This is a genomic window from Streptomyces sp. NPDC058664 (assembly GCF_042716635.1).
In the GTDB taxonomy this organism is placed as follows: Bacteria; Actinomycetota; Actinomycetes; order Streptomycetales; family Streptomycetaceae; genus Streptomyces.
In genome coordinates this window covers 31,521-49,982 of sequence record NZ_JBHXRW010000050.1, presented here as the reverse complement: position 1 = coordinate 49,982, position 18,462 = coordinate 31,521, and the positions used below count along the sequence as shown (strand labels likewise).

At 74.7% G+C, this 18,462-nt stretch carries 17 protein-coding genes; 9 read left to right on the top strand and 8 right to left on the bottom strand.

Translation table 11 applies throughout. The features are described 5' to 3' along the window. Window positions 1-117: 117 nt before the first annotated feature. The 3 genes from ACFWUY_RS31240 to ACFWUY_RS31230 all read right to left on the bottom strand — a co-directional run bounded on the left by ACFWUY_RS31240 (window position 118) and on the right by ACFWUY_RS31230 (window position 5,234). Window positions 118-828: a DsbA family oxidoreductase gene (locus ACFWUY_RS31240; protein WP_384117512.1), complete on the bottom strand. Its 711-nt coding sequence runs from the start codon at window positions 826-828 to the stop codon at window positions 118-120. A 130-nt stretch (window positions 829-958) separates the two neighbouring features. After that, entirely contained in the window at window positions 959-4,132 is a 3,174-nt protein-coding gene (locus ACFWUY_RS31235) for a sacsin N-terminal ATP-binding-like domain-containing protein (protein WP_384117509.1), read from the bottom strand. Window positions 4,133-4,304: 172 nt separating this feature from the next. Beyond that, complete coding sequence (locus ACFWUY_RS31230; protein WP_384117506.1) at window positions 4,305-5,234, bottom strand: DUF3027 domain-containing protein; 930 nt, start codon at window positions 5,232-5,234, stop codon at window positions 4,305-4,307. 594 nt (window positions 5,235-5,828) lie between these two features. On the opposite strand from ACFWUY_RS31230, the gene ACFWUY_RS31225 reads away from it, so the two are divergent. From ACFWUY_RS31225 to ACFWUY_RS31210, 4 genes are all read left to right on the top strand, one after another. Then, a complete protein-coding gene (locus ACFWUY_RS31225; RefSeq protein ID WP_384117503.1) occupies window positions 5,829-7,208 on the top strand; it encodes an MFS transporter in 1,380 nt (459 codons plus the stop codon). Between the two features lie 120 nt (window positions 7,209-7,328). After that, window positions 7,329-7,814, top strand: coding sequence for a DUF2771 domain-containing protein (locus ACFWUY_RS31220; protein ID WP_384117501.1), 486 nt, complete (start codon window positions 7,329-7,331; stop codon window positions 7,812-7,814). Between the two features lie 7 nt (window positions 7,815-7,821). Beyond that, complete coding sequence (locus tag ACFWUY_RS31215; protein WP_384117498.1) at window positions 7,822-8,592, top strand: futalosine hydrolase; 771 nt, start codon at window positions 7,822-7,824, stop codon at window positions 8,590-8,592. A gap of 22 nt (window positions 8,593-8,614) precedes the next feature. Then, window positions 8,615-9,469: a 1,4-dihydroxy-6-naphthoate synthase gene (locus tag ACFWUY_RS31210; RefSeq protein WP_384117497.1), complete on the top strand. Its 855-nt coding sequence runs from the start codon at window positions 8,615-8,617 to the stop codon at window positions 9,467-9,469. 32 nt (window positions 9,470-9,501) lie between these two features. Here ACFWUY_RS31210 and ACFWUY_RS31205 read toward each other — a convergent pair whose 3' ends face one another. Beyond that, complete coding sequence (locus ACFWUY_RS31205) at window positions 9,502-9,885, bottom strand: cold-shock protein (protein WP_033211384.1); 384 nt, start codon at window positions 9,883-9,885, stop codon at window positions 9,502-9,504. Window positions 9,886-10,026: 141 nt separating this feature from the next. Between ACFWUY_RS31205 and ACFWUY_RS31200 the strand changes: the two genes are divergently transcribed. Then, a complete protein-coding gene (locus ACFWUY_RS31200) occupies window positions 10,027-10,305 on the top strand; it encodes a hypothetical protein (RefSeq protein WP_384117494.1) in 279 nt (92 codons plus the stop codon). Here ACFWUY_RS31200 and ACFWUY_RS31195 read toward each other — a convergent pair. Beyond that, complete coding sequence (locus ACFWUY_RS31195) at window positions 10,293-10,925, bottom strand: HAD family hydrolase (protein WP_384117491.1); 633 nt, start codon at window positions 10,923-10,925, stop codon at window positions 10,293-10,295. The two genes, ACFWUY_RS31200 and ACFWUY_RS31195, sit on opposite strands and share 13 nt — an antisense overlap. A 112-nt stretch (window positions 10,926-11,037) precedes the next feature. On the opposite strand from ACFWUY_RS31195, the gene ACFWUY_RS31190 reads away from it, so the two are divergent. The 3 genes from ACFWUY_RS31190 to ACFWUY_RS31180 are packed head-to-tail and all read left to right on the top strand — an operon-like array spanning window position 11,038 to window position 13,939. Further along, window positions 11,038-12,042 carry a FecCD family ABC transporter permease gene (locus ACFWUY_RS31190; protein ID WP_384117488.1) on the top strand — a complete coding sequence of 335 codons (1,005 nt, stop codon included), beginning with the start codon at window positions 11,038-11,040 and terminating at the stop codon, window positions 12,040-12,042. Continuing rightward, window positions 12,039-13,130: a FecCD family ABC transporter permease gene (locus ACFWUY_RS31185; protein WP_384117485.1), complete on the top strand. Its 1,092-nt coding sequence runs from the start codon at window positions 12,039-12,041 to the stop codon at window positions 13,128-13,130. The genes ACFWUY_RS31190 and ACFWUY_RS31185 overlap by 4 nt, the downstream gene beginning before the upstream one ends. Then, window positions 13,127-13,939: an ABC transporter ATP-binding protein gene (locus ACFWUY_RS31180; protein WP_384117482.1), complete on the top strand. Its 813-nt coding sequence runs from the start codon at window positions 13,127-13,129 to the stop codon at window positions 13,937-13,939. Before ACFWUY_RS31185 ends, ACFWUY_RS31180 begins: the two co-directional genes overlap by 4 nt. 197 nt (window positions 13,940-14,136) lie before the next feature. On the opposite strand, the gene ACFWUY_RS31175 is transcribed toward ACFWUY_RS31180, so the two are convergent. Next, window positions 14,137-15,036 (bottom strand): hypothetical protein, encoded by a 900-nt coding sequence (locus ACFWUY_RS31175; protein WP_384117479.1) that lies wholly within the window; start codon window positions 15,034-15,036, stop codon window positions 14,137-14,139. A 72-nt stretch (window positions 15,037-15,108) separates the two neighbouring features. On the opposite strand from ACFWUY_RS31175, the gene ACFWUY_RS31170 reads away from it, so the two are divergent. Beyond that, on the top strand, window positions 15,109-17,634 hold the full coding sequence (locus tag ACFWUY_RS31170; protein ID WP_384117476.1) for a helicase-associated domain-containing protein: 2,526 nt from the start codon (window positions 15,109-15,111) through the stop codon (window positions 17,632-17,634). Between the two features lie 93 nt (window positions 17,635-17,727). On the opposite strand, the gene ACFWUY_RS31165 is transcribed toward ACFWUY_RS31170, so the two are convergent. Both ACFWUY_RS31165 and ACFWUY_RS31160 read right to left on the bottom strand, forming a co-directional pair. Next, entirely contained in the window at window positions 17,728-18,072 is a 345-nt protein-coding gene (locus ACFWUY_RS31165) for a type II toxin-antitoxin system PemK/MazF family toxin (protein WP_384117473.1), read from the bottom strand. 2 nt (window positions 18,073-18,074) lie between these two features. Beyond that, a complete protein-coding gene (locus tag ACFWUY_RS31160; protein ID WP_384117467.1) occupies window positions 18,075-18,353 on the bottom strand; it encodes a hypothetical protein in 279 nt (92 codons plus the stop codon). Between the last annotated feature and the right edge of the window lie 109 nt (window positions 18,354-18,462).

The window sequence follows — 18,462 nt, the reverse complement described above, 5'->3', positions numbered from 1 at the left end:
GGGGTTGGGTGCTTTTTTCTTTCTCTCCACCGTCCTGGGCTCGGTGTCCACGCCCCACCACCCGCTGGTCGGGGCCCCGCAGGGGGTGGAGGGCCGCCCCTGTGCGCTTGTGCCGCCTCAGTGCGGGACAGGGCACCCGTCCGGTCCGCACGCATGGGCGTCGTCGGCGCCGTCGACGGCCCGGAGGGGGGAACGGTCGCCCCAGGCCTGGGTGAGCGCCCGGGTGAAAGCCTCGGTGGACTGGGCGCCGGAAACGCCGTACTGCCGGTCGAAGGCGAAGAACGGCACGCCGGCGACCCCGAGCTGGGAAGCCTCGCGCTCGTCGGCGCGGACGTCGTCGGCGTAGGCGTTCGGGGCTGCGAGCACGCCCCGGGCGGCGTCGGCGTCGAGCCCGACCTCGGCAGCGAGCGCGACGAGCCGCTCGTCGTCGGCGAAGATCGACTCCTCCTCGGCGAAGTTGGCCCGGTAGAGCGCCTTCACGAGCTCGTGCTGCTTGCCGCGGGCCTTGGCGAAGTGCAGCAGCCGATGGATGTGGAAGGTGCTCCCGTGGTCACGCCCGGCGACGTACGGCAGCCCCTCGCCGAGGGACTGGACGGTGAGGTTCCGCTCGTTGGCGAGCGCCTGCGCCTCGGACCACCCCTTCCCCTTCATGAGCACCTTGATGATGGGCTCCACGTCGCCCTTGGCCCGCCCCGGCTCCAACTCGTACGACTTGTGCACCACTTCGACGGAGTCCCGGTGCGGGAAGACGGCCAGCGCCTTCTCGAACCGGGCCTGGGCGACGTAGCACCAGGGGCAGGTGATGTCCGACCAGATCTCTACCTTCACGGCGGTTCCCTCTCTGTATGAACGACGAACGCCGACTGCGGACGGTTCTGTCGAGTCAAACGGGGGGAACCACCTCATCCTTCCGTTTCGCACGCCCGAGTTCGCCCCGCGGCGGACCCGGGCCGCCCCGTCAGTCGAACCAGCGGTCCCTCGCCAGTTCCGTCGTCCTCGACGGGTCCTCCAGGAGGGCCGCCACCTCGAAGCGGCGGGGCCACTGGCCGGCCGACCAGGCCAGGCCGGCCGCCACGCCCTCCAGGGTGGAGGCGTGGACGACGCCGTCCGGGGTGCGGCGCCAGTCGAGTTCCGCTCCGCCCGCGTGGAGTTCCTCGTGCTCGATGTACGAGGCCGGCGTCGACGGGCCCAGGAGGGCGTGGACCGACGGCGGGACCTCGTGCTCCTCGCCCACTGTCGTGACCTGCGCCTCCACGGCCTCGCTCAGCCGCCGCACCTGGAACAGCTCCGCCAGGTCCGCCGCGCGTGACGGGGACACCGGGAGCAGCGGCAGGCCCCCCGTCAGGGGCAGGAGGTCCGGGGCGTCGGCCACCAGGGCCTCCGACGCGTCGACGACGACGAGGGTGCCGTCCACGACCGCCCGCAGTTCGTCGGGGAGCGTCACCTGGTCGGGGTCCAGGTCGGCCAGGGCCGTGTACAGGGCGTGGAGTTGGGTGGCCGACACCTCGCGGTCCGGGTCCGCCAGGCGGGTCAGGAGTTCCGCCGCGCCGCCCGGCTCGTCCAGCAACGCCGCCACCGAGGTGCGGACGCCCAGGGCCCGGAGGACCTGTTCGTCCTCGAAGCCGGTCGCGTCGGCGGAGTCGTACAGGCCGATCAGGAGGGGGTCGGAGCCCGCCGCGCGCAGTCCCGCCGGGCGGCGGCCGTCCAGGACCGGGTGGTCGCGGAGCCACCACGCCGTGTACGAGCGGACCGTCTCCGTCGTGCCGTCCGGGAGGAGGACGCGTACGGGCTGGGTGAGGGCGTCACGGAGCGGGGGCTGCGCGAGGAGGGAAAGGGCCTGCGGCCAGGACTCGTCGTCGACGAGGTCCAGGTCCCGTACGGCCACGATCTCCGTCGCCACCGGTGGCACCGGCGACTCCGGCAGCCGGTCGAGGACGTCCTCGCACCACACGTCGACCGCGTCGAGGAGTCCGGCGTCGTCCGGCTCCGGGTAGTCGCCCTCGCGGGGTTCGACCTCGTCCGGGTCGAGGAGCAGGTCGGTGGCGCGGACGAGGGCGAAGTTCGCGAGGACCCCGCAGGCGGCGAGGGGCTGTTCGCCCCAGCGGGCGGCCAGGTCGGCGTCGACGTGGGCGAGTTCGTCCTCGCGCATGACGGCGGCGAAGGGGGAGCCGGGGAGGACCAGTTCGGCCGCGGGGGAGAGTTCGCCGTCCTCGTCGGGGAGGGCGAGCGCGCCGAGCCAGGGCTCGTCACCGGGGTCGAGTTCCGCGTCCCGGACGAGGGCGAGGACCGTGTCGGCCAGCTCCTCCGCGTCCAGCGCGTCCTCGTCCCAGATCTCGCCCGCGTCGAGGGAGGCCGCGACCGCCGCCCGTACCTGCGGGGTCGTCAGGACCGCGCGGGGCGTGGCGGGCAGGGCGCCGAGCTTCTCCAGGAGCGGGTGGGCGGCCTCGGGGTGGGCCACCTTCAGGCCGAGCCTGGTCAGTTCGGCGGGGGTGCGGTCCTGCGGCAGGAGGACCTGGCGGGGGCCGATCGCCGTACGGATCCGGGCTCCCTCCTCCTGGTCCGGCGCCGCCAGCGGGACCGGGAGGCCCGTCAGGCGGTCCGGGTCGACGCCGGCGAGGGAGTCGTAGAGCCGCCACCACCACGTCGGGGGCCGGTCCACCCCGGCGAGGCGGTCGATCGCCTCGGTGAGGGGGACCCGGCCGACGCCGAGCGTGCGGAGTTCCGGCCGCCGTTCCAGACCGGCCGGGAGGAGCGTCGGGAAGACCTCCGCGAGGACGTCGACCGTCTCCGCGCCCGCGCCCTCCACGACCTCGGCCTCGATCGGTCGGAGCGCCGGGAGTTCCTCGGACGGGGCGGCGGGCGCCAGGAACGCGACCCTCGGCAGCCGGTCGAGGACCGCCTCGCGCAGCGCCCCGTCGAGGGGGCCCTTGCCGAGCCGGCCGGGGACGAGGCCGAGGGTGGCGGTCGTCACCGGCTGCCAGTCGGCGAGGAGTTCGGCGTACGCGTCGGCGGCGCGCTGCACCAGGAAGTCGGTGAGCGGTCCGGGTGCCGGGTGCCGCCGCGCGGTGTCGAGGGGCAGGGACGCGATGAGGAGGGCGGGGAGGCCGAGCGGCTCGTCGGTGGGCGTGGGGGCGTGCACGACGGGGCTCGTACGGGGGTGGAGCGGAGCTCCTTCGGCGTCCACGGGTACGGCCCAGGTGACGGACCAGTGGGGGCGGAGCCGCTCCTCGACCGGGCGGTCCTTGAGCAGTCCGGCGTCGAGCGGTCCACCGTGGGAGACGGTCCGCCAGCGGTGGGTGCCGGTGGCGGCGGTGGCGCCGGTGGCCGTGTCGGTGGCCGTGTCGTCGATGCGGACGTAGCCGTCGTCGTCGGAGCGACGGAGGGTCCGTACGCCCTCCGCCGTCTCGACGACGAGTTCGGCGAGGCCGGGGAGGGTGAGGAGCAGGGCGTCGTCGACGGAGGAGAGGAGCCGTTCGGCGAGGTCGCGGGCGGCGGCGTCGCGGAGGGGGAGGACGACGACCGTGTCGTAGCCGTCGGGGGCGCTGCCCTCGGCGGGGAGGGGGAGGCGCAGGAGGGGTACGTGGCCGTCGCGGCGGCGCAGTTCGTCGCCGAGGCCGGGGCTGTACCGGGCGGCCTCCGCGGCGAGTTCGCGGGCTTCGGCGAGGGACCAGCGGACGCCGCCGTGCCGGCCGAGGACGGCGGGTTCGTCGGTCACCGCGAGGACGGCGGCGAAGCCGACGCCGAAGCGGCCGACGGCGCCGTGGGTCTGCTCGCGCTTGGCGGAGGCGCGGAGCGTGGACAGCGACTCCACGCCGGCGGCGTCCAGCGGGGCGCCGGTGTTGGCGGCGGCGAGGACCGCGGGGCCCTCGTGGTCGGCGGGGTGCAGGGTGAGGCGGAGGCGGCCGGTGACGCCGGCGCGGTGGGCGGCGTCGGCGGCGTTCTGGGCGAGTTCGACGACGAGGCGGTCGCGGTAGCCGCCGAGGGCGAGGTCCTCCTCGGCGTTGGCGTCCTCGCGGAACCGGGCGGGCGAGGCGCCCCAGGCGTCGAGCACGCCCCGCCGGAGCCGTGCGGTGCCGAAGGGGTCGGTTCCGTCGGTCGTCGTCCGGACGCTGACGCTCACGTCTGACTCCACTCTGCGGGGGGGTGCGGTCCCGGGACCCTGAGTCCCGGGGCCCGAAAGGTACCGCGCGCCGCCCCTGCCCTGCTGACAGGGCACGTCGGCGCCCCGCCCCTGGGGCCGGTGCCCGGCGGGCTCCGCTTCCGGGTTCCGGCCCTTCAGCGCCCCGGCGGGCGGAGGGCCGGCCCTACGAGTGCCCCAGGTCCTCGAAGGTCTCGTCCGGTTCCGTCGTCGAGCCGGAGTCCTTGGCCGGGCGGAGGGGGAAGGCGTCCACGGCCGTCGAGTCGAAGACCGGCGGCGCGGGCCGCGGCGGCTTCGGCATGATCGCGGCCTCCGAGTGGCCGCCGCAGCCGTACGCGAGGGAGACGACCCGGCCGTCGGCCGGGGAGAACTCGTTGGCGCAGACGCCGAACGCCTGCTTCAGGGAGCCGGCGAGCGGCACCAGGAAGGCGCAGGACTCGCAGGAGGCCGGGGCCGCCTGGGCCATCGGCGTACGGGCGCCGAAGGCCTCGTCCCAGCGGTCGGCCGCCACGTGCAGGCCGTACCGGGAGAGGACCCGGGCCCGGCGCATGCCGAGCTCCTCGGCGACCGCGGCGACCGTCCCCCGGACGGGGGTACGGGACACGATCTCGGCGTCCTCGGTGTCGAGGTGCTCCTCCAGCTCCTCCGAGAGGATGGAGTTCGGCGGCGGCGCGTCCTCGCCCGTGTAGCCGGGCTCCAGGCGCAGGTCGTCCTGCTCGGTGGGGAGGAGGTCGCCGGGGCCCATGTCGCCGGGGCGCAGGCGCTCGCTCCACGGCACCCACTCGGGCGCGAGGAGGGCGTCGGAGCCGGGCAGCAGGACGGTTTCGTCAAGCGTGACGTTCTTGGCGCGGGAGGCGCGGGTGACGGTCACCGCCCAGCGCCAGCCCCGGTAGCCGGGTTCCTTGGACTCGAAGTAGTGGGTGACGACGCGGTCACCCTCGGCAACCACCCCGACGTGTGCGCCGACGATGCCGGGGGCGGCCGCCTCCTCGGCGGCCTCCCGCGCGAGGTCTACGGCCTCGGCGCACAGGCGGTCGGGGGTACGCGTGGCTCGCGGGGTACGCGGGGTACCGCTTCGCGTCGTCGCAGCACTCACAGGTCTCGCTTCTCTCCTACGCCGTCTCACGGGTGCGCCGGCCGAGGGGCGGGAGCGAAGCCACGGGCGGCGGGCGGAGCGGACCTGGGGGCCGCATCGACGTCCGCGCACCCGACTTGTCTCGCGTGTCTCGGGCACACCTATCGCCATCCATTCTGCGGGATGCCGAAGAGGCGCGCGGCCGGGAGCTTCCGCCGGTGACGCGCTACGCACGCTACCCCGTTCGCGGGCCTCAGCCCACATGCCCGCCCCAAGTGGCCCGGATCGCGGACGGCGGAAGGGGTGCGGGAGGAGCGGCGGGAGGGGTTCGGGAGGGGCGGCGGAAGGGGTTCGGGAGGCGCCGGGGACGGATGCCGAGGGGCGCGGGAGGGATGCCGGGAGGGGTCCGGGAGAGATGACGGGAGGTCCGGAAGAAACGGCGGAAGGGGTGCTGGAGAGATGGCGGAAGGCGTCAGGGGCGGACGGCGAAAGGGATCCGGGACGGACGGCGGGAGGCGTCGGGGACGGATGTTCCGGGGCGCTCCGGACGTTCCGGAGGGCCTCCGCCGCCGCGCCGACGGTTCGTCCGGCGTGCCGGTGGGGCACTATGACGGAGTGGCAGCCGCACGGTCCCCCGCACGATCCGAAGATCATGCCGGACCGCTCAGCCGAGCGGGCCGGTCGGTGGGGCGTGCCCTGCACCTGCCCTTCACCGGGACCGCGAAGGGCATCAGGAAGGCCACGCACGCGCACGGCGCGGGTGAGTCGGGGCTCGGGAAGCTGATCGAGCTGCACGCCGTGAACGGTGCCGGGGACGTCATGATCACCGTCGCCCTCGCGTCCACCGTCTTCTTCTCCGTGCCGACCGACGAGGCCCGCGGGCGCGTCGCCCTCTACCTCGCCGTCACGATGGCCCCGTTCACGCTCCTCGCCCCGGTGATCGGTCCGCTCCTGGACCGGATCCCGCACGGGCGGCGGGCGGCGATGGCCGGCGCGATGCTGACCCGCGCGGTCCTCGCGATCATGATGTCGACGCTGGTCGCCACCGGCGGCATCCAGCTGTACCCGGCGGCGCTCGGGGTCCTGGTGGCCTCGAAGGCGTACGGGGTGGTGCGCAGCGCGGTCGTGCCGCGGTTGCTCCCACCGGGGTTCTCGCTGGTGAAGGCGAACTCGCGGGTGACCCTGGCCGGGCTGCTCGCGACGGGGATCGCGGCGCCCGCCGGGGTGGGGTTGCAGATGATCGGGCCGGGCTGGCCGCTGTACGGGGCGTGTGCGCTGTTCCTGCTCGGGGCGTTCTGGGCGCTGCGGATGCCGCCGAAGGTGGACTCGGCGAAGGGCGAGCGGCGGGCGCACCTGCTGACGCACGGCGAGAAGAAACCGAGCCTGCGGACGGTGGGACCTTCGGTCCTGCACGGCCTGGAGGCGAACGCGGCGCAGCGCATGCTGTCGGGTTTCCTGATCTTCTTCCTGGCGTTCCTGCTGCGCGAGCACCCGTTGTCGGGGCAGAGCGCCGCCGTCTCCCTCGGGATCGTGGGCGTGGCGGCGGGCGTGGGCAACGCGTGCGGTACGGCGGTCGGCTCGCTGCTCCGGGACCGGGGCCACGGGCCCGAGGTGATCATCGCCACGATGATCAGCGTGGTCTGCGGTACGGCGGTCTGCGCGGCGGTGTTCTTCGGCGGGGTGATGGTGGCCGTCCTGGGGGCGGTCGCGGGTCTCACCCAGGCCCTGTCGAAGCTGTCCCTGGACGCGCTGATCCAGCGGGACGTGCCGGAGGTGGTGCGGACCTCGGCGTTCGCCCGCTCGGAGACGGCCCTGCAGATGGCGTGGGTGGTGGGCGGCGCGATCGGGATCGCGCTGCCGCTGAACGGGACCCTGGGCATGGCCGTCGCGGCCGGGTTCCTCGCCCTGGGCGCGCTCCTCTCGGTCCGCGGCCTGCTCGCGGCGGCCCGCCGCCGGCCGGGCTCCAAGGACCGTCCGAAGGCCCGGGTGGCATAGGGACCGGGGCCCGGGTGGCGTAAGGCCCGGAGGCCCCGGTGGCGTAGGTGCCGCGTCTCGGAGGGCGGCACGCCGTACCCCCGCGTGGCGCGGACGCGACGGCCCGATAGCCTTCGGCTCATGACCGTTGCGTTCTTCTCCGGCTCGCGCCGCCGGGCCGCCGTCGCCCTCGGGGCCGTCTCCGCCGGGCTCCTCGTACTCTCCGCCTGCGACAAGCCGACTCCGATCGCGACCCTGACGGTCGGCTCCGACTCGATCAACTCCGAAGCCGCCTGCTACAACGACGGCAAGGCGATCAAGGAGTCCCAGATCCAGCAGTGCCTCAACAAGAAGGCCGAGAAGTCCATCACCGTGGCGATGGACGACAAGATCCGCTTCGGGGTGGACCCCGAGATCGCGGACAACGGCTGGACGATCTTCCTCGGCGGCCAGCAGGCCGAGCCCGAGCCGTACAAGAAGACGTACCGGACCATTCCGGCCAGCGCCTTCTTCTCCAGCCAGACCCAGCCCGGCGAGACCACCGACAACTCCCAGGTGACCATCGTCGAGAACACCGGCAAGGAGCTGACCGGTGTCTGGCACTTCCAGCTGAAGAAGGAATCCTGATCCTCCGGTGCTCCACCGGATCCTGATCGTGACGGCCGTGGCGGCGGAGGCGGACTCCGTCACCGCCGGCCTCGGCCTCGGCGGCCCCGAGCTCCTCCCGCTGCCGGGGGGCCTCGTCCTGCGCCGCCACACCGGCGGGGCGGAGGACGGGGCCGCACACGTACGCGTCGACGTGCTCGTCGGCGGGGTCGGACCGGCCGCCGTGGCCGCCGCGACGGCGACGGCACTCGCGTACGCCTCACTGACCCAGGCCGGTACGGACGGCCCCTACGACCTGATCGTCTCCGCCGGGATCGCCGGCGGATTCACCTCCCGCGCGCCGGTCGGATCCGTCGTCGTCTCGGCGTCCCTCGTCGCCGCCGACCTCGGCGCCCAGACCCCCGACGGCTACCTCGCCGTCGAGGAGCTCGGCTTCGGGCGGTCCACGCACACCGTGCCGGCCGCCCTGACCGGCCGTATCGCCGCCGCCCTGGCCGCCGGGGGCCTGCCCCACCACGTCGGGCCCGTGCTCACCGTCTCGACCGTCACCGGCACCGCCGGGCGCGCCGCCGAGCTCGCGGAACGCCACCCCGGGGCCGCGGCCGAGGCGATGGAGGGCTTCGGCGTCGCCGAGGCCGCCGCCGCGTACGGCGTACCCGTCGTGGAGATCCGGGCCGTGTCGAACGCCGTCGGCCCCCGCGACCGCGCCGCCTGGCGCATCGGTGAGGCCCTGGAATCGCTGGGGCACGCCTTCGGGCTGCTCGGCAAGACCGTCTTCGTGGAGCTGGAGCCGTCGTGACCAAGCTGGAGCTGGAGCCGTCGTGACCAAGCTGAAGATCGCCTACTCGCCCTGCCCGAACGACACCTTCGTCTTCGACGCCTGGGCCCACGGCCGCGTCCCCGGCGCCCCCCGCCTCGACGTGACCTTCGCCGACATCGACGTCACCAACGGCTGGGCGGAGAGCGGCACCGACACCCATGACGTCCTGAAGGTGTCGTACGCCGTGCTGCCGTGGATCCTCGACGAGTACGCGCTGCTGCCCTGCGGCGGCGCCCTGGGCCGCGGCTGCGGCCCGCTGGTCCTGACACGGGACGAGGGGACGGGCGCCGACCTGGCCGGGAAGACGGTCGCGGTGCCGAGCGAGCGCTCCACCGCGTACCTGCTGTTCCGGCTGTGGGCGGCCGAGACCGTGCCGGGCGGCGTCGGAGAGGTCGTCGTGATGCCGTTCCACGAGATCATGCCCGCCGTGCGCGACGGCAAGGTCGACGCGGGGCTCGTCATCCACGAGGCCCGCTTCACGTACCGGAACTACGGCCTGCACCGCCTCGCCGACATGGGCGAGCACTGGGAGTCCACGACCGGGCTCCCGATCCCGCTCGGCGCGATCGTCGCCCGCCGCTCGCTCGGCGCCGAGACGCTGGAACGGCTCGCCGAGTCCGTCCGCGCCTCGGTACGGATGGCCTGGGACGACCCGGCCGCCTCCCGGCCGTACGTCCTGGAGCACGCGCAGGAGATGGATCCGAAGGTGGCCGACCAGCACATCGGTCTCTACGTCAACGAGTTCACGGCCGACCTCGGCGAGCACGGCTACGCGGCGGTCCGCGGGCTGCTCACGCGCGCCGCGGCCGAGGGACTCGTACCGCCCCTCGGCCCGGACGCGCTCTCGTTCCCGTAGCCGGGCTCGACAGCCCGACCAGGTGACCGGACCTATACGTCGAGCTGGTCGGCGACCGCCCGCAGCAGGCCCGCGATCTTCTTGCCCTGGGTCTTCTCCGGATAGCGGCCGCGCTCGAGGGCCGGCGTGATGTTCTCCAGGAGCGTCGTCAGGTCCTGCACGATGGACGCCAGTTCGTCGGGCTTACGGCGCTGCGCCGCGGCGACGGACGGGGTCGGATCGAGGATGGCGACGGACAGCGCCTGGTCGCCGCGCTGACCGGCGACGACCCCGAACTCCACCCGCTGACCCGGCTTCAGTGCGTCGACTCCGGCAGGGAGCACCGACGAGTGGACGAAGACGTCGCCGCCGTCGTCACGGGAGAGAAAGCCGAAGCCCTTCTCACTGTTGAACCATTTGACCTTGCCGGTAGGCACGTCTGTCCTCGTCCTCGTACTCGTCGATGGGTATGGCAAACAGCGGGTCGGCCGACCCGCCGGCACCAAGGCTAGTGGTCCGGAAGCCGGTGACAAGACGTCGCCGGTGTGTTCCTGTGGCCTGGGAACTACCCTGGCCGGATGCGTAGTGAAACCCCCGCCGCACCGGCGAACGACAGCGCTCCGGGCGACGGCCTCGTCAAGGCCGGTGTGATCCTCTTCGCCGTCGGCGCCGTGGCGACGCTGGTCACCGTGGCTCCGCTGTTCCTCGGCACCGAGCCGTTCCCCACCGTCGCGTACACCGTCTCCATGCTGATGGGGGTCGGGTTCGCGGTCGCCGCCGCCGGCGTGCTGCGGTCGATCGCCGCCCAGCGGCGGCAGGCCCGGGGCGGGGCCGCCGCACCGGTTCAGGCCAGGTAGCCCTCCCACCAGGGACGGAAGTCCGTCAGGTCCTGCAGGACCACGTCCGCGCCGGCCTCCTTCAGTTCCTCGGCCGCGCAGGGGCCGGTGGCCACGGCCACCGACAGGGCACCCGCCGTCATGGCGCCGCGCACGTCGCCGACGTGGTCCCCCACGTACACCCGGGCGCCGTGGGCGCGCAGGGCCTCCGCCTTGCCCTCGGCCCACAGGCCGCCGGCGACCGCGTCGGGTGCGATGCCGAGGTGCGCGAGGTGCAGCTCGGCGTGCGGGCCGTTCTTCGCGGTGACGACGATCGTGCGGCCGCCGGCCTCGCGTACGGCGTCGATCGCGTCCCTGGCGCCCGGCATCGGGTGCGAGGGCTCGATGGCGTACGTGGGGTAGAGCGCCCGGTAGCGGGTCACCATCTCCGGGACGTGCTCCTCGGGGAACCAGTACGCCATCTCGTGTTCGAGGGGCGGGCCGAGGCGGGTCACGACGAGGTCCGCGTCGATCACGGCGCCGGTCTCGACCGCGAAGGCCTCCCAGGCCGCCTTGATGCCGGGGCGGGTGTCGATCAGCGTCAGGTCGAGGTCGAAGCCGACGGTGAGCGGGGACGCGGGGGCGGAGGGCGGGGTATGCATGGTGGCCATTCTGGGGGACATCGGGCTCTGATGTTCGAATCTCGGTGCTGCTTACACTGAGCCAAGCCTTACCGAACCTCGCACCGCCCGACGCACCACCCGATGGGTCCTGATGCCAGCCGCTTTCCGTACCAGACGGGTCCTCGCGACCTCGGCGGCTCTCGTCGCCCTGCTCCTCGCCGTCCTCCTCAGCCTCGCCGTCGGCGCCCGCGCCATCGCCCCGTCCACGGTCCTCGACGCCCTGCTGCACGGCGGCACGAGCCCCGACGCCGAGGTCGTACGGCAGCTGCGCGTCCCCCGCACCCTCATCGGGCTGATGGTCGGCGCCGCGCTCGCCCTCGCCGGCACCGCCCTCCAGGGCATCACCCGCAACCCGATCGCCGACCCCGGCATCCTCGGCATCAGCCAGGGCTCCTCCGTCGGCGTCGTCCTCGCCATCGCCTTCTTCGGCGTGCACAGCCTCACCGGATACGTGTGGTTCGCCTTCGCCGGCGCCGCGCTCGCCGCCGTCGCCGTCCACGCCGTCGCCTCCGGCGGGCGCGGCGGTGCCACGCCCGTGAAACTGGCGCTCGGCGGCGCCGCGATCAACGCGCTGCTGCTCTCCGTCACCACCGGCATCCTCACCACCAGGGCCTCCGCGCTCGACGAGTTCCGGTTCTGGCAGATCGGCTCGCTCGACGGGCGCGACGCCCAGATCGTCGGCCAGATCTGGCCCTTCCTGCTGCTCGGCGCCCTCCTCGTCGTCTCCGTGGCACGCGGGCTCGACGCGCTCGCGCTCGGCGAGGACGTCGCCAAGGGGCTCGGGCAGCGGGTCGCGACCGTGCGGATCGTCGGCGGGATCGGCGCGACCGTCCTCACCGGAGCGGCCGTCGCCGCCGCCGGGCCGGTCGCGTTCGTCGGCCTCGCCGTCCCGCACATCGCGCGGGCGGTCGTCGGCTCCGACCACCGCTGGGTCCTGCCGATGGCCGCGGTCATCGGTCCCGTGATGCTGCTCGTGGCCGATGTCGCCGGACGGATCGTGTTCCCGCCGGGCGAGGTGCCGGCCGGGGTGATGACCGCGCTGATCGGCGTTCCTTTCCTGGTCACCCTCGTACGCCGGAAGGCGGTGCCCGCGTGACCGCCGAGACCGCTGCGACCTCTGCGACCGCCGCGACCGCTACCCCCCTGAGGCCCGCCGGGTACGGGATCGTGCGCGCCGGACGCGCCTCCTTCCTGCTCCACCGGCGCTCCGCCCTCGTCGCCTCCGGCCTGCTGCTGCTCCTGGCCGCGGCCTCCGTCGCGTACCTCTGCGTCGGCGAACGGTTCGTCGGCCCCTCCGAGGTCGTACGGATCCTGCTCGGACAGCCGTCGCCCTCGGCGTTCGTCGTGGAGGAGCTGCGCGAGCCCCGGCTCGTCGTCGCCCTCGCCGTCGGCGCCGCCTTCGGTGTCGCCGGCGCCCTCATCCAGACCGTCGCCCGCAACCCGCTGGCCAGCCCCGACATCATCGGCATCAGCCAGGGCGCCGGGGCCGTCACCGTCGCCGCGATGACCTTCGGGCTCACCTCGTACACCGTCCTGCCGTACCTCTCGATCGGCGGGGGCGTCCTCGCCGCCGCGCTGGTGTACGTCTTCGCGTGGCGCGGCGGGCTGCACGCCACGCGGTTCGTCCTCATCGGGATCGGGTTCGCGATCGCCCTGCGGTCGCTCACCACCCTCTTCATGACCAAGGGCGACTACCTCGTCGCCCAGCAGGCCCAGATCTGGATGACCGGCTCCCTCAACGGACGCGGCTGGGACGAGTCCGCGCCCATCCGCTGGACGCTGCTCCTCATGCTGCCCGCCGTGCTGTGGGCGGCCCGCGCCCAGCGGACCGTGTCCCTCGACGACGACACGGCGACCGCGCTCGGCGTACGGCTCGGCGGGGTCCGGCTCGGGCTCGTCGCCGTCGGCGTCGTCCTCGCGTCCGTGGCGACGGGCGTCGCGGGACCGGTCGACTTCGTGGCGCTCCTCGCCCCGCAGATCGCCCGCCGCATGACGCGGACCGCGCAGATCCCGCTGCTCTGCTCCGCGCTGGCCGGCGCCGCGGTCGTCGTCCTCGCCGACCTGCTCGGCCGGCGGCTCCTCTCCCCCGTCGAACTGCCGGTGGGAGTCCTCACGGCGGCGGTCGGCGCCCCGTATCTGATCTGGCTCATCGTCCGGAGCCGAGCTGTTGGAGGTAAGGCGTGAGCAGACTGCAGGCCCGCGAGCTGACGCTCGCCTACGAGGACCGCACCGTCGTCCACGAGCTCGACCTCGCGATCCCCGACGGCAAGGTGACGGTGATCGTCGGCCCGAACGCGTGTGGCAAGTCCACGACGCTGCGGGCGCTCGGGCGGCTGCTCAAGCCGGCCGGCGGCGCGGTGCTGCTCGACGGGGAGGAGCTGGCGAAGCTGCCGACGAAGCGGATCGCCCGCTCCATCGGGCTGCTGCCGCAGACGCCGGTGGCGCCCGAGGCGATCACCGTCGCCGACCTCGTCTCGCGCGGCCGCCAGCCCCACCAGGCCTGGTGGAAGCAGTGGTCGGAGGAGGACGAACGGGCCGTCGCCGACGCCATGGAACGCACGGACGTCGCCGCGCTCGCCGACCGGTCCGTCGACGCGCTGTCGGGCGGGCAGCGGCAGCGGGTGTGGATCGCGATGGCGCTCGCGCAGGAGACGGACCTGCTGCTCCTCGACGAGCCCACCACCTACCTGGACATCTCCCACCAGGTGGAGGTCCTCGACCTGGTCCGCCGCCTCAACCGGCTGCGCGGCCGCACGGTCGTCCTCGTCCTCCACGACCTGAACCAGGCGGCCCGGTACGCCGACCACCTGGTCGCCATGAAGGCGGGGCGGGTGGTCGCGGAGGGGCCGCCGGGGTCGATCGTCACGGAGGAGCTCGTACGGGACGTCTTCGGGCTGACGTCGGTCGTCGTCCCGGACCCGGTGACGGGGTCGCCGCTGGTGGTGCCGGGGGCGCCGTGGCACGCGGACCTGCCGGGGGCGGTGCCGGGCTGAGCCGTGGGGGCGTCCCGCGACCGCGTGCGGCCCGCCGGGCCCGCGCCCCCGTGTGGGCACCCGTCCCGCTGCACCGGACCCCCGCCCGGGCCCGTGCGGGCAACCGCCCCGGGCCCGCCCCACCCCCGTGCGGGCAACGTCCAGCGGAGTGCGTGCCCGCAACGGGGTGGGCGGGGCGGCGCCCGGCCATAGTGGGGTCAGTGGCGGCGGGTGCGCCAGAGGAGGAAGAGGGCCGAGGCGATCGCCGCGCCGCGGAGGGTCCAGGGCCAGGTCTCCGAGATCGCCGCGCCCATCGCCTCGCCCCCCGCCCCCACCGGCGTACCCCAGCGGCCCTCGACGCGGCCCCACAGCCAGACGGCGCCCGACGCGGCGGCGAGGCCCGGGATCACCAGGACGGCCGTCTTGACCTCGCCGGGGGTGAGGCGGCGTGAGGCGTACGCGAGGAGCCAGCCCGCGGCCAGGGCCGCCAGGGAGCTGAAGACGGCGCCGCCGAGCAGGAGGAGCGCGGCGAGCAGCACGAAGGGGTTCGCGAGGCGAGGGCGGGACACCGGCGCGGCCGCTTCCGGTTCGGGCCTTCGGCGGCGGGCCAGGACGCGGGCGAGGCGGCGGCGTTTCACCGGCGCCGGATCGTCCCCGGCCCCGGTGCCCTCCTCCGCCGCTTCGGGGGCCGGTGGTGTGAAGAGGTCCGGGCGTTCGATGCCGCCGACGAAGCCCGTCAGGCCCCCGGCGACGTCGGTGGCGTCGATGGCCTCGGCGGCGTCGGCGGCGTCGGTGGCGTCAGTGGTCTCGGTTCGCCACCACTCCGGTTCGGCCGTCCTCGGCCCTGGTTCTTCCTCGCGGGGCTTCGGCAGCGCCGGCGGCGGCGCGCCCGAACCGCCCGCCCGTTCCACCACCTCGTCCGGCGTGCCGAGCGCGCCGAGGATGCCGCGTACCGCCGACGGGCTCTCCTCGCCGTGCGTGGCGCGGCGCCGGTCGATCTCGTTCCGCAGCGTCGACACCAGCCGCATCCGGTCGCTCGCCGGCAGCTGCCGTTGCTGGGCCACGTCGCCGACCCGGCTCAGATAGTCGTAGACCAACTGGTCGCTCTCGATCCCCACGGTGCCCCTCCACGGCCGGTTCGCCCGGTACGGCCCGACGTTAGCGCCTGCGCAGCGGCTAACGTGGTCCGGATGGGGATCGGTGAGCTCGACCGGGAGGCGCACGTGCCCGAGGTAACTGGCGCCGCCGCGGCGCCCCGCACACTCGCGGAGGCGCTGCGCGCGCGGGGTGACGAGGGACTCGCCGCGCTGCTGCGGGCCCGGCCGGACCTGTTGAGTCCCGTGCCGAACGACCTGACGCAGCTGGCGACCAGGGCCGGTACGCGGGGTTCGGTGGTCCGTGCCCTGGAGCGGCTCGACCGGTTCGCCCTCCAGACCGCCGAGGCGCTCGCCGTCGGCCCGGATCCGACCCCGTACCCCGTACTCCTCTCCCTGCTCACCGGTGACGAGGGCGATCCGGAGATCGAGGCGGCGCTGCCGGGCGCGGTGGCGCTGCTGCGCGAGCAGGCGCTCGTGTGGGGCGAGGACGACCGGCTGCGGCTCGTGCGGACGGCTCGGGAGCTGCTCGCGCCGTCCGCACAGCATCCGTCTCCGACGGGGCTCGGGCCGACGGTCGCGGAGGCCACGTCGGGGATGTCGCCGGGCCGGGTGCAGGAGATCATCGCGGCGGCGGGGCTGCCCGCGACGCACGATCCGGTGTCGGCGGTGGCGGCGTTGACGGCGTTGTTCACGGACCGGGACCGGATGGGCTCGCTTCTCGACTCGGCGTCGCCGGAGGCGCTGGGCGTCCTGGACCGGCTGGTGTGGGGTCCGCCGTACGGCGAGGTGACGGCGAATCCGGCGCCTCCGGTGCGCTGGCTGCGCGACCGGGGGCTGCTGCTTCCGGTGTCGGCCCGGACGATGGTGCTGCCGCGCGAGGTGGCGCTGCATCTGCGGGGCGGGCGGGCGCACCGGTCGCCGGAGCCGCGGGCCCCGGAACTCGGGGTGCTGCGCGAGTACCGTCCACAGGTGGTGGACAGTGCCGCCGCCGGGCAGGCGCACGTGGCGCTCGCGACGGTCGAGGAGCTGCTCAAGTCCTGGGACCGGGGCGGCCCTCAGGTGCTGCGGGCCGGTGGTCTCGCCGTACGGGACCTCAAGCGGACGGCGGCGGCCCTGGACGTCTCGGAGGAGACGGCCGCGTTCTGGCTGGAGCTCTGTTACGGGGCGGGGCTGCTCGCCTCGGACGGCGAGGCGGACGAGCGGTACGCGCCGACGCCCGCGTACGACGACTGGCTGGACCTGCCGCCCGCCGAACGGTGGGCGCGGCTCGTCACCCCCTGGCTGACGGCGACCCGTACGGCGGGCCTGGTCGGCGGCCAGGACGCGAAGGGCCGTACGCTCGCCGCTCTCGGCCCCGACCTGGACCGGGCGTCGGCCCCCGAGGTCCGGCACCGGGTCCTGGCGCTCCTGGCGACGCTGCCGCCGGGTGCGGCCGTCGACCCGGAGACGCTGTTCGCGCGGCTCCGCTGGGAGCGGCCGCTGCGGGGTGCGGCGGCGCAGCCCGGCGAGGGCACGGACCTGCGGTCGCGGCTGGCCCGCTGGACGCTCGCGGAGGCGGAGCTGCTCGGGCTCACGGGGCGGGGCGCCCTGTCGGGTCCGGCGCGGGCGCTGCTCAACCTCCCCCTCGCGGAGGCCGCGACGGCCACGGCGCCGGGCGGCGGCGTCGAGATGTCGGTGGCGGCGGGGCGGGCGGCGACCCTCCTCGCGCCGCTGCTCCCCGAGGCCGTCGACCACGTCCTGCTCCAGGCGGACCTGACGGCGGTCGCGCCGGGGCCGCTGCGGCGTCCGCTGGCGGACGCGCTCGCGGTCCTCGCGGACGTGGAGTCGAAGGGTGGCGCCACGGTCTACCGGTTCACGCCCGGGTCCGTGCGGCGTGCGCTCGACTCCGGGCGGACGGCTTCGGACCTGCACGACTTCCTGAAGGCGCACTCCCGTACGCCGGTGCCGCAGCCGCTGGCGTACCTCGTGGACGACGTGGCGAGACGCCACGGGCACCTGCGGGTGGGGGCGGCGTCGGCGTACGTGCGCTGCGACGACGACGCGGTCCTCGGCGAGATCCTGGCGGACCGGCGTTCGGCCTCGCTCGGCCTGCGGAGGATCGCGCCGACGGTCCTCGCGGCGCAGACGGACCCGGCGTCGCTGCTCGACGGGCTGCGGTCGATGGGGTACGCGCCGGCCGCCGAGTCCGCGGAGGGCGACGTCCTGATCGCCCGCGCCGACGCGTACCGCACGCCCGCGCGTACGGCTCCCGTCCCGGTCCCCGACGGGCCGCCCGCGCCGGACACGGTCCTTCTCGGCGCGGCGGTACGCGCGATCCGAGCGGGCGACCGGGCGGCGACGGTGGTACGGAAGGAGCCGGCGGCGACGACGGCGGCGGGCGCCCTGCCCCGCACCTCCGCCGCGGAGACGCTCGCCACCGTCCAGGCCGCCGCGATGACCGGCTCGGCCGTCTGGATCGGCTACGTCAACGCGGAGGGCGCGGCGAGCCAGCGGGTCATCGCCCCGGTGCGTGTGGAGGGCGGCTTCGTGACGGCCTACGACCACACGGCCGACGAGGTCCGCACGTATCCGCTGCACCGCGTCACGGGGGTGGCGGAGCTGGCGGACGACCAGGTGTAGACGGCCGGGCGGACGGCCGGGCGTGGGCCTGGCGGACGACCGGGCGTGGGCGCCTGGCCGCCTGGCCAGGTGCGGACGGGCCGGGCGGGTGGCTCAGTCCAGCTCAAGGACCACGCGTACCCGCCCCTCGACGGCGGCGAGTTCGGAGGGGGCGAGCAGTCCGAGCATGCGGCGCAGGCGCGGCTTGCCGACGGTGTGCAGCTCGGTGCAGTCGACGTACGACTCCGCGTACGTCGTCAGGCCGCTCTCCGGCCCCACGGCGACATGCGTCTCCTCCGGCCCGGCCGTGCCCGTGACCAGCGCGACGGTGATGCCGGCCAGGCGACGCGAGATCCGGTTCGCCGTCAGCACCACCACGGGGTGGGGGCCGATCGGCTGCGGAAAGGCGCAGGCCCACACCTGCCCCCGCAGCGGCGGCATCGAAAGGGCCGCGGCCACCCTCAGAACTCCGCGGCGTCGGCCGCGGCGAGGTCCGCCTCGGTCACCAGCTCGTCGAGCAGGGGACCCGGGGCGCCGGTCTCGCCGTAGAAGCGGGCGATGTTCCGCGCCGCCCCGATCTGGCGGGCCTCCCGGTGGAGCAGCCGGATCGCTTCCCGCAACGCGTCGGAGGTGGATTCCAGACGCAGTATCGCCATGGTCTCCCGCAGGTCCGCCCAGTCCTGCCGGGAGAGCCTGACCTGGGCGGGGGTGCCGGCGGTCTCCGCCGCGCGTCCTGCCATGGATCTCACCTCGCGTCGTACACCTGTCATACAGCTGTCGTACGAGCGTGTCACGTCCCGCTCCGCACGCGCAACCATGCTGCACACTGGAGGATTGGCCGTTACGGGA

Coding starts and splice junctions, on each gene's coding strand:
- ACFWUY_RS31170 (WP_384117476.1), top strand. CDS start 15,109: ATGGGGATCGGTGAGCTCGACCGGGAGGCGCACGTGCCCGAGGTAACT.
- ACFWUY_RS31160 (WP_384117467.1), bottom strand. CDS start 18,353: ATGGCAGGACGCGCGGCGGAGACCGCCGGCACCCCCGCCCAGGTCAGG.
- ACFWUY_RS31195 (WP_384117491.1), bottom strand. CDS start 10,925: ATGCATACCCCGCCCTCCGCCCCCGCGTCCCCGCTCACCGTCGGCTTC.
- ACFWUY_RS31220 (WP_384117501.1), top strand. CDS start 7,329: ATGACCGTTGCGTTCTTCTCCGGCTCGCGCCGCCGGGCCGCCGTCGCC.
- ACFWUY_RS31190 (WP_384117488.1), top strand. CDS start 11,038: ATGCCAGCCGCTTTCCGTACCAGACGGGTCCTCGCGACCTCGGCGGCT.
- ACFWUY_RS31200 (WP_384117494.1), top strand. CDS start 10,027: ATGCGTAGTGAAACCCCCGCCGCACCGGCGAACGACAGCGCTCCGGGC.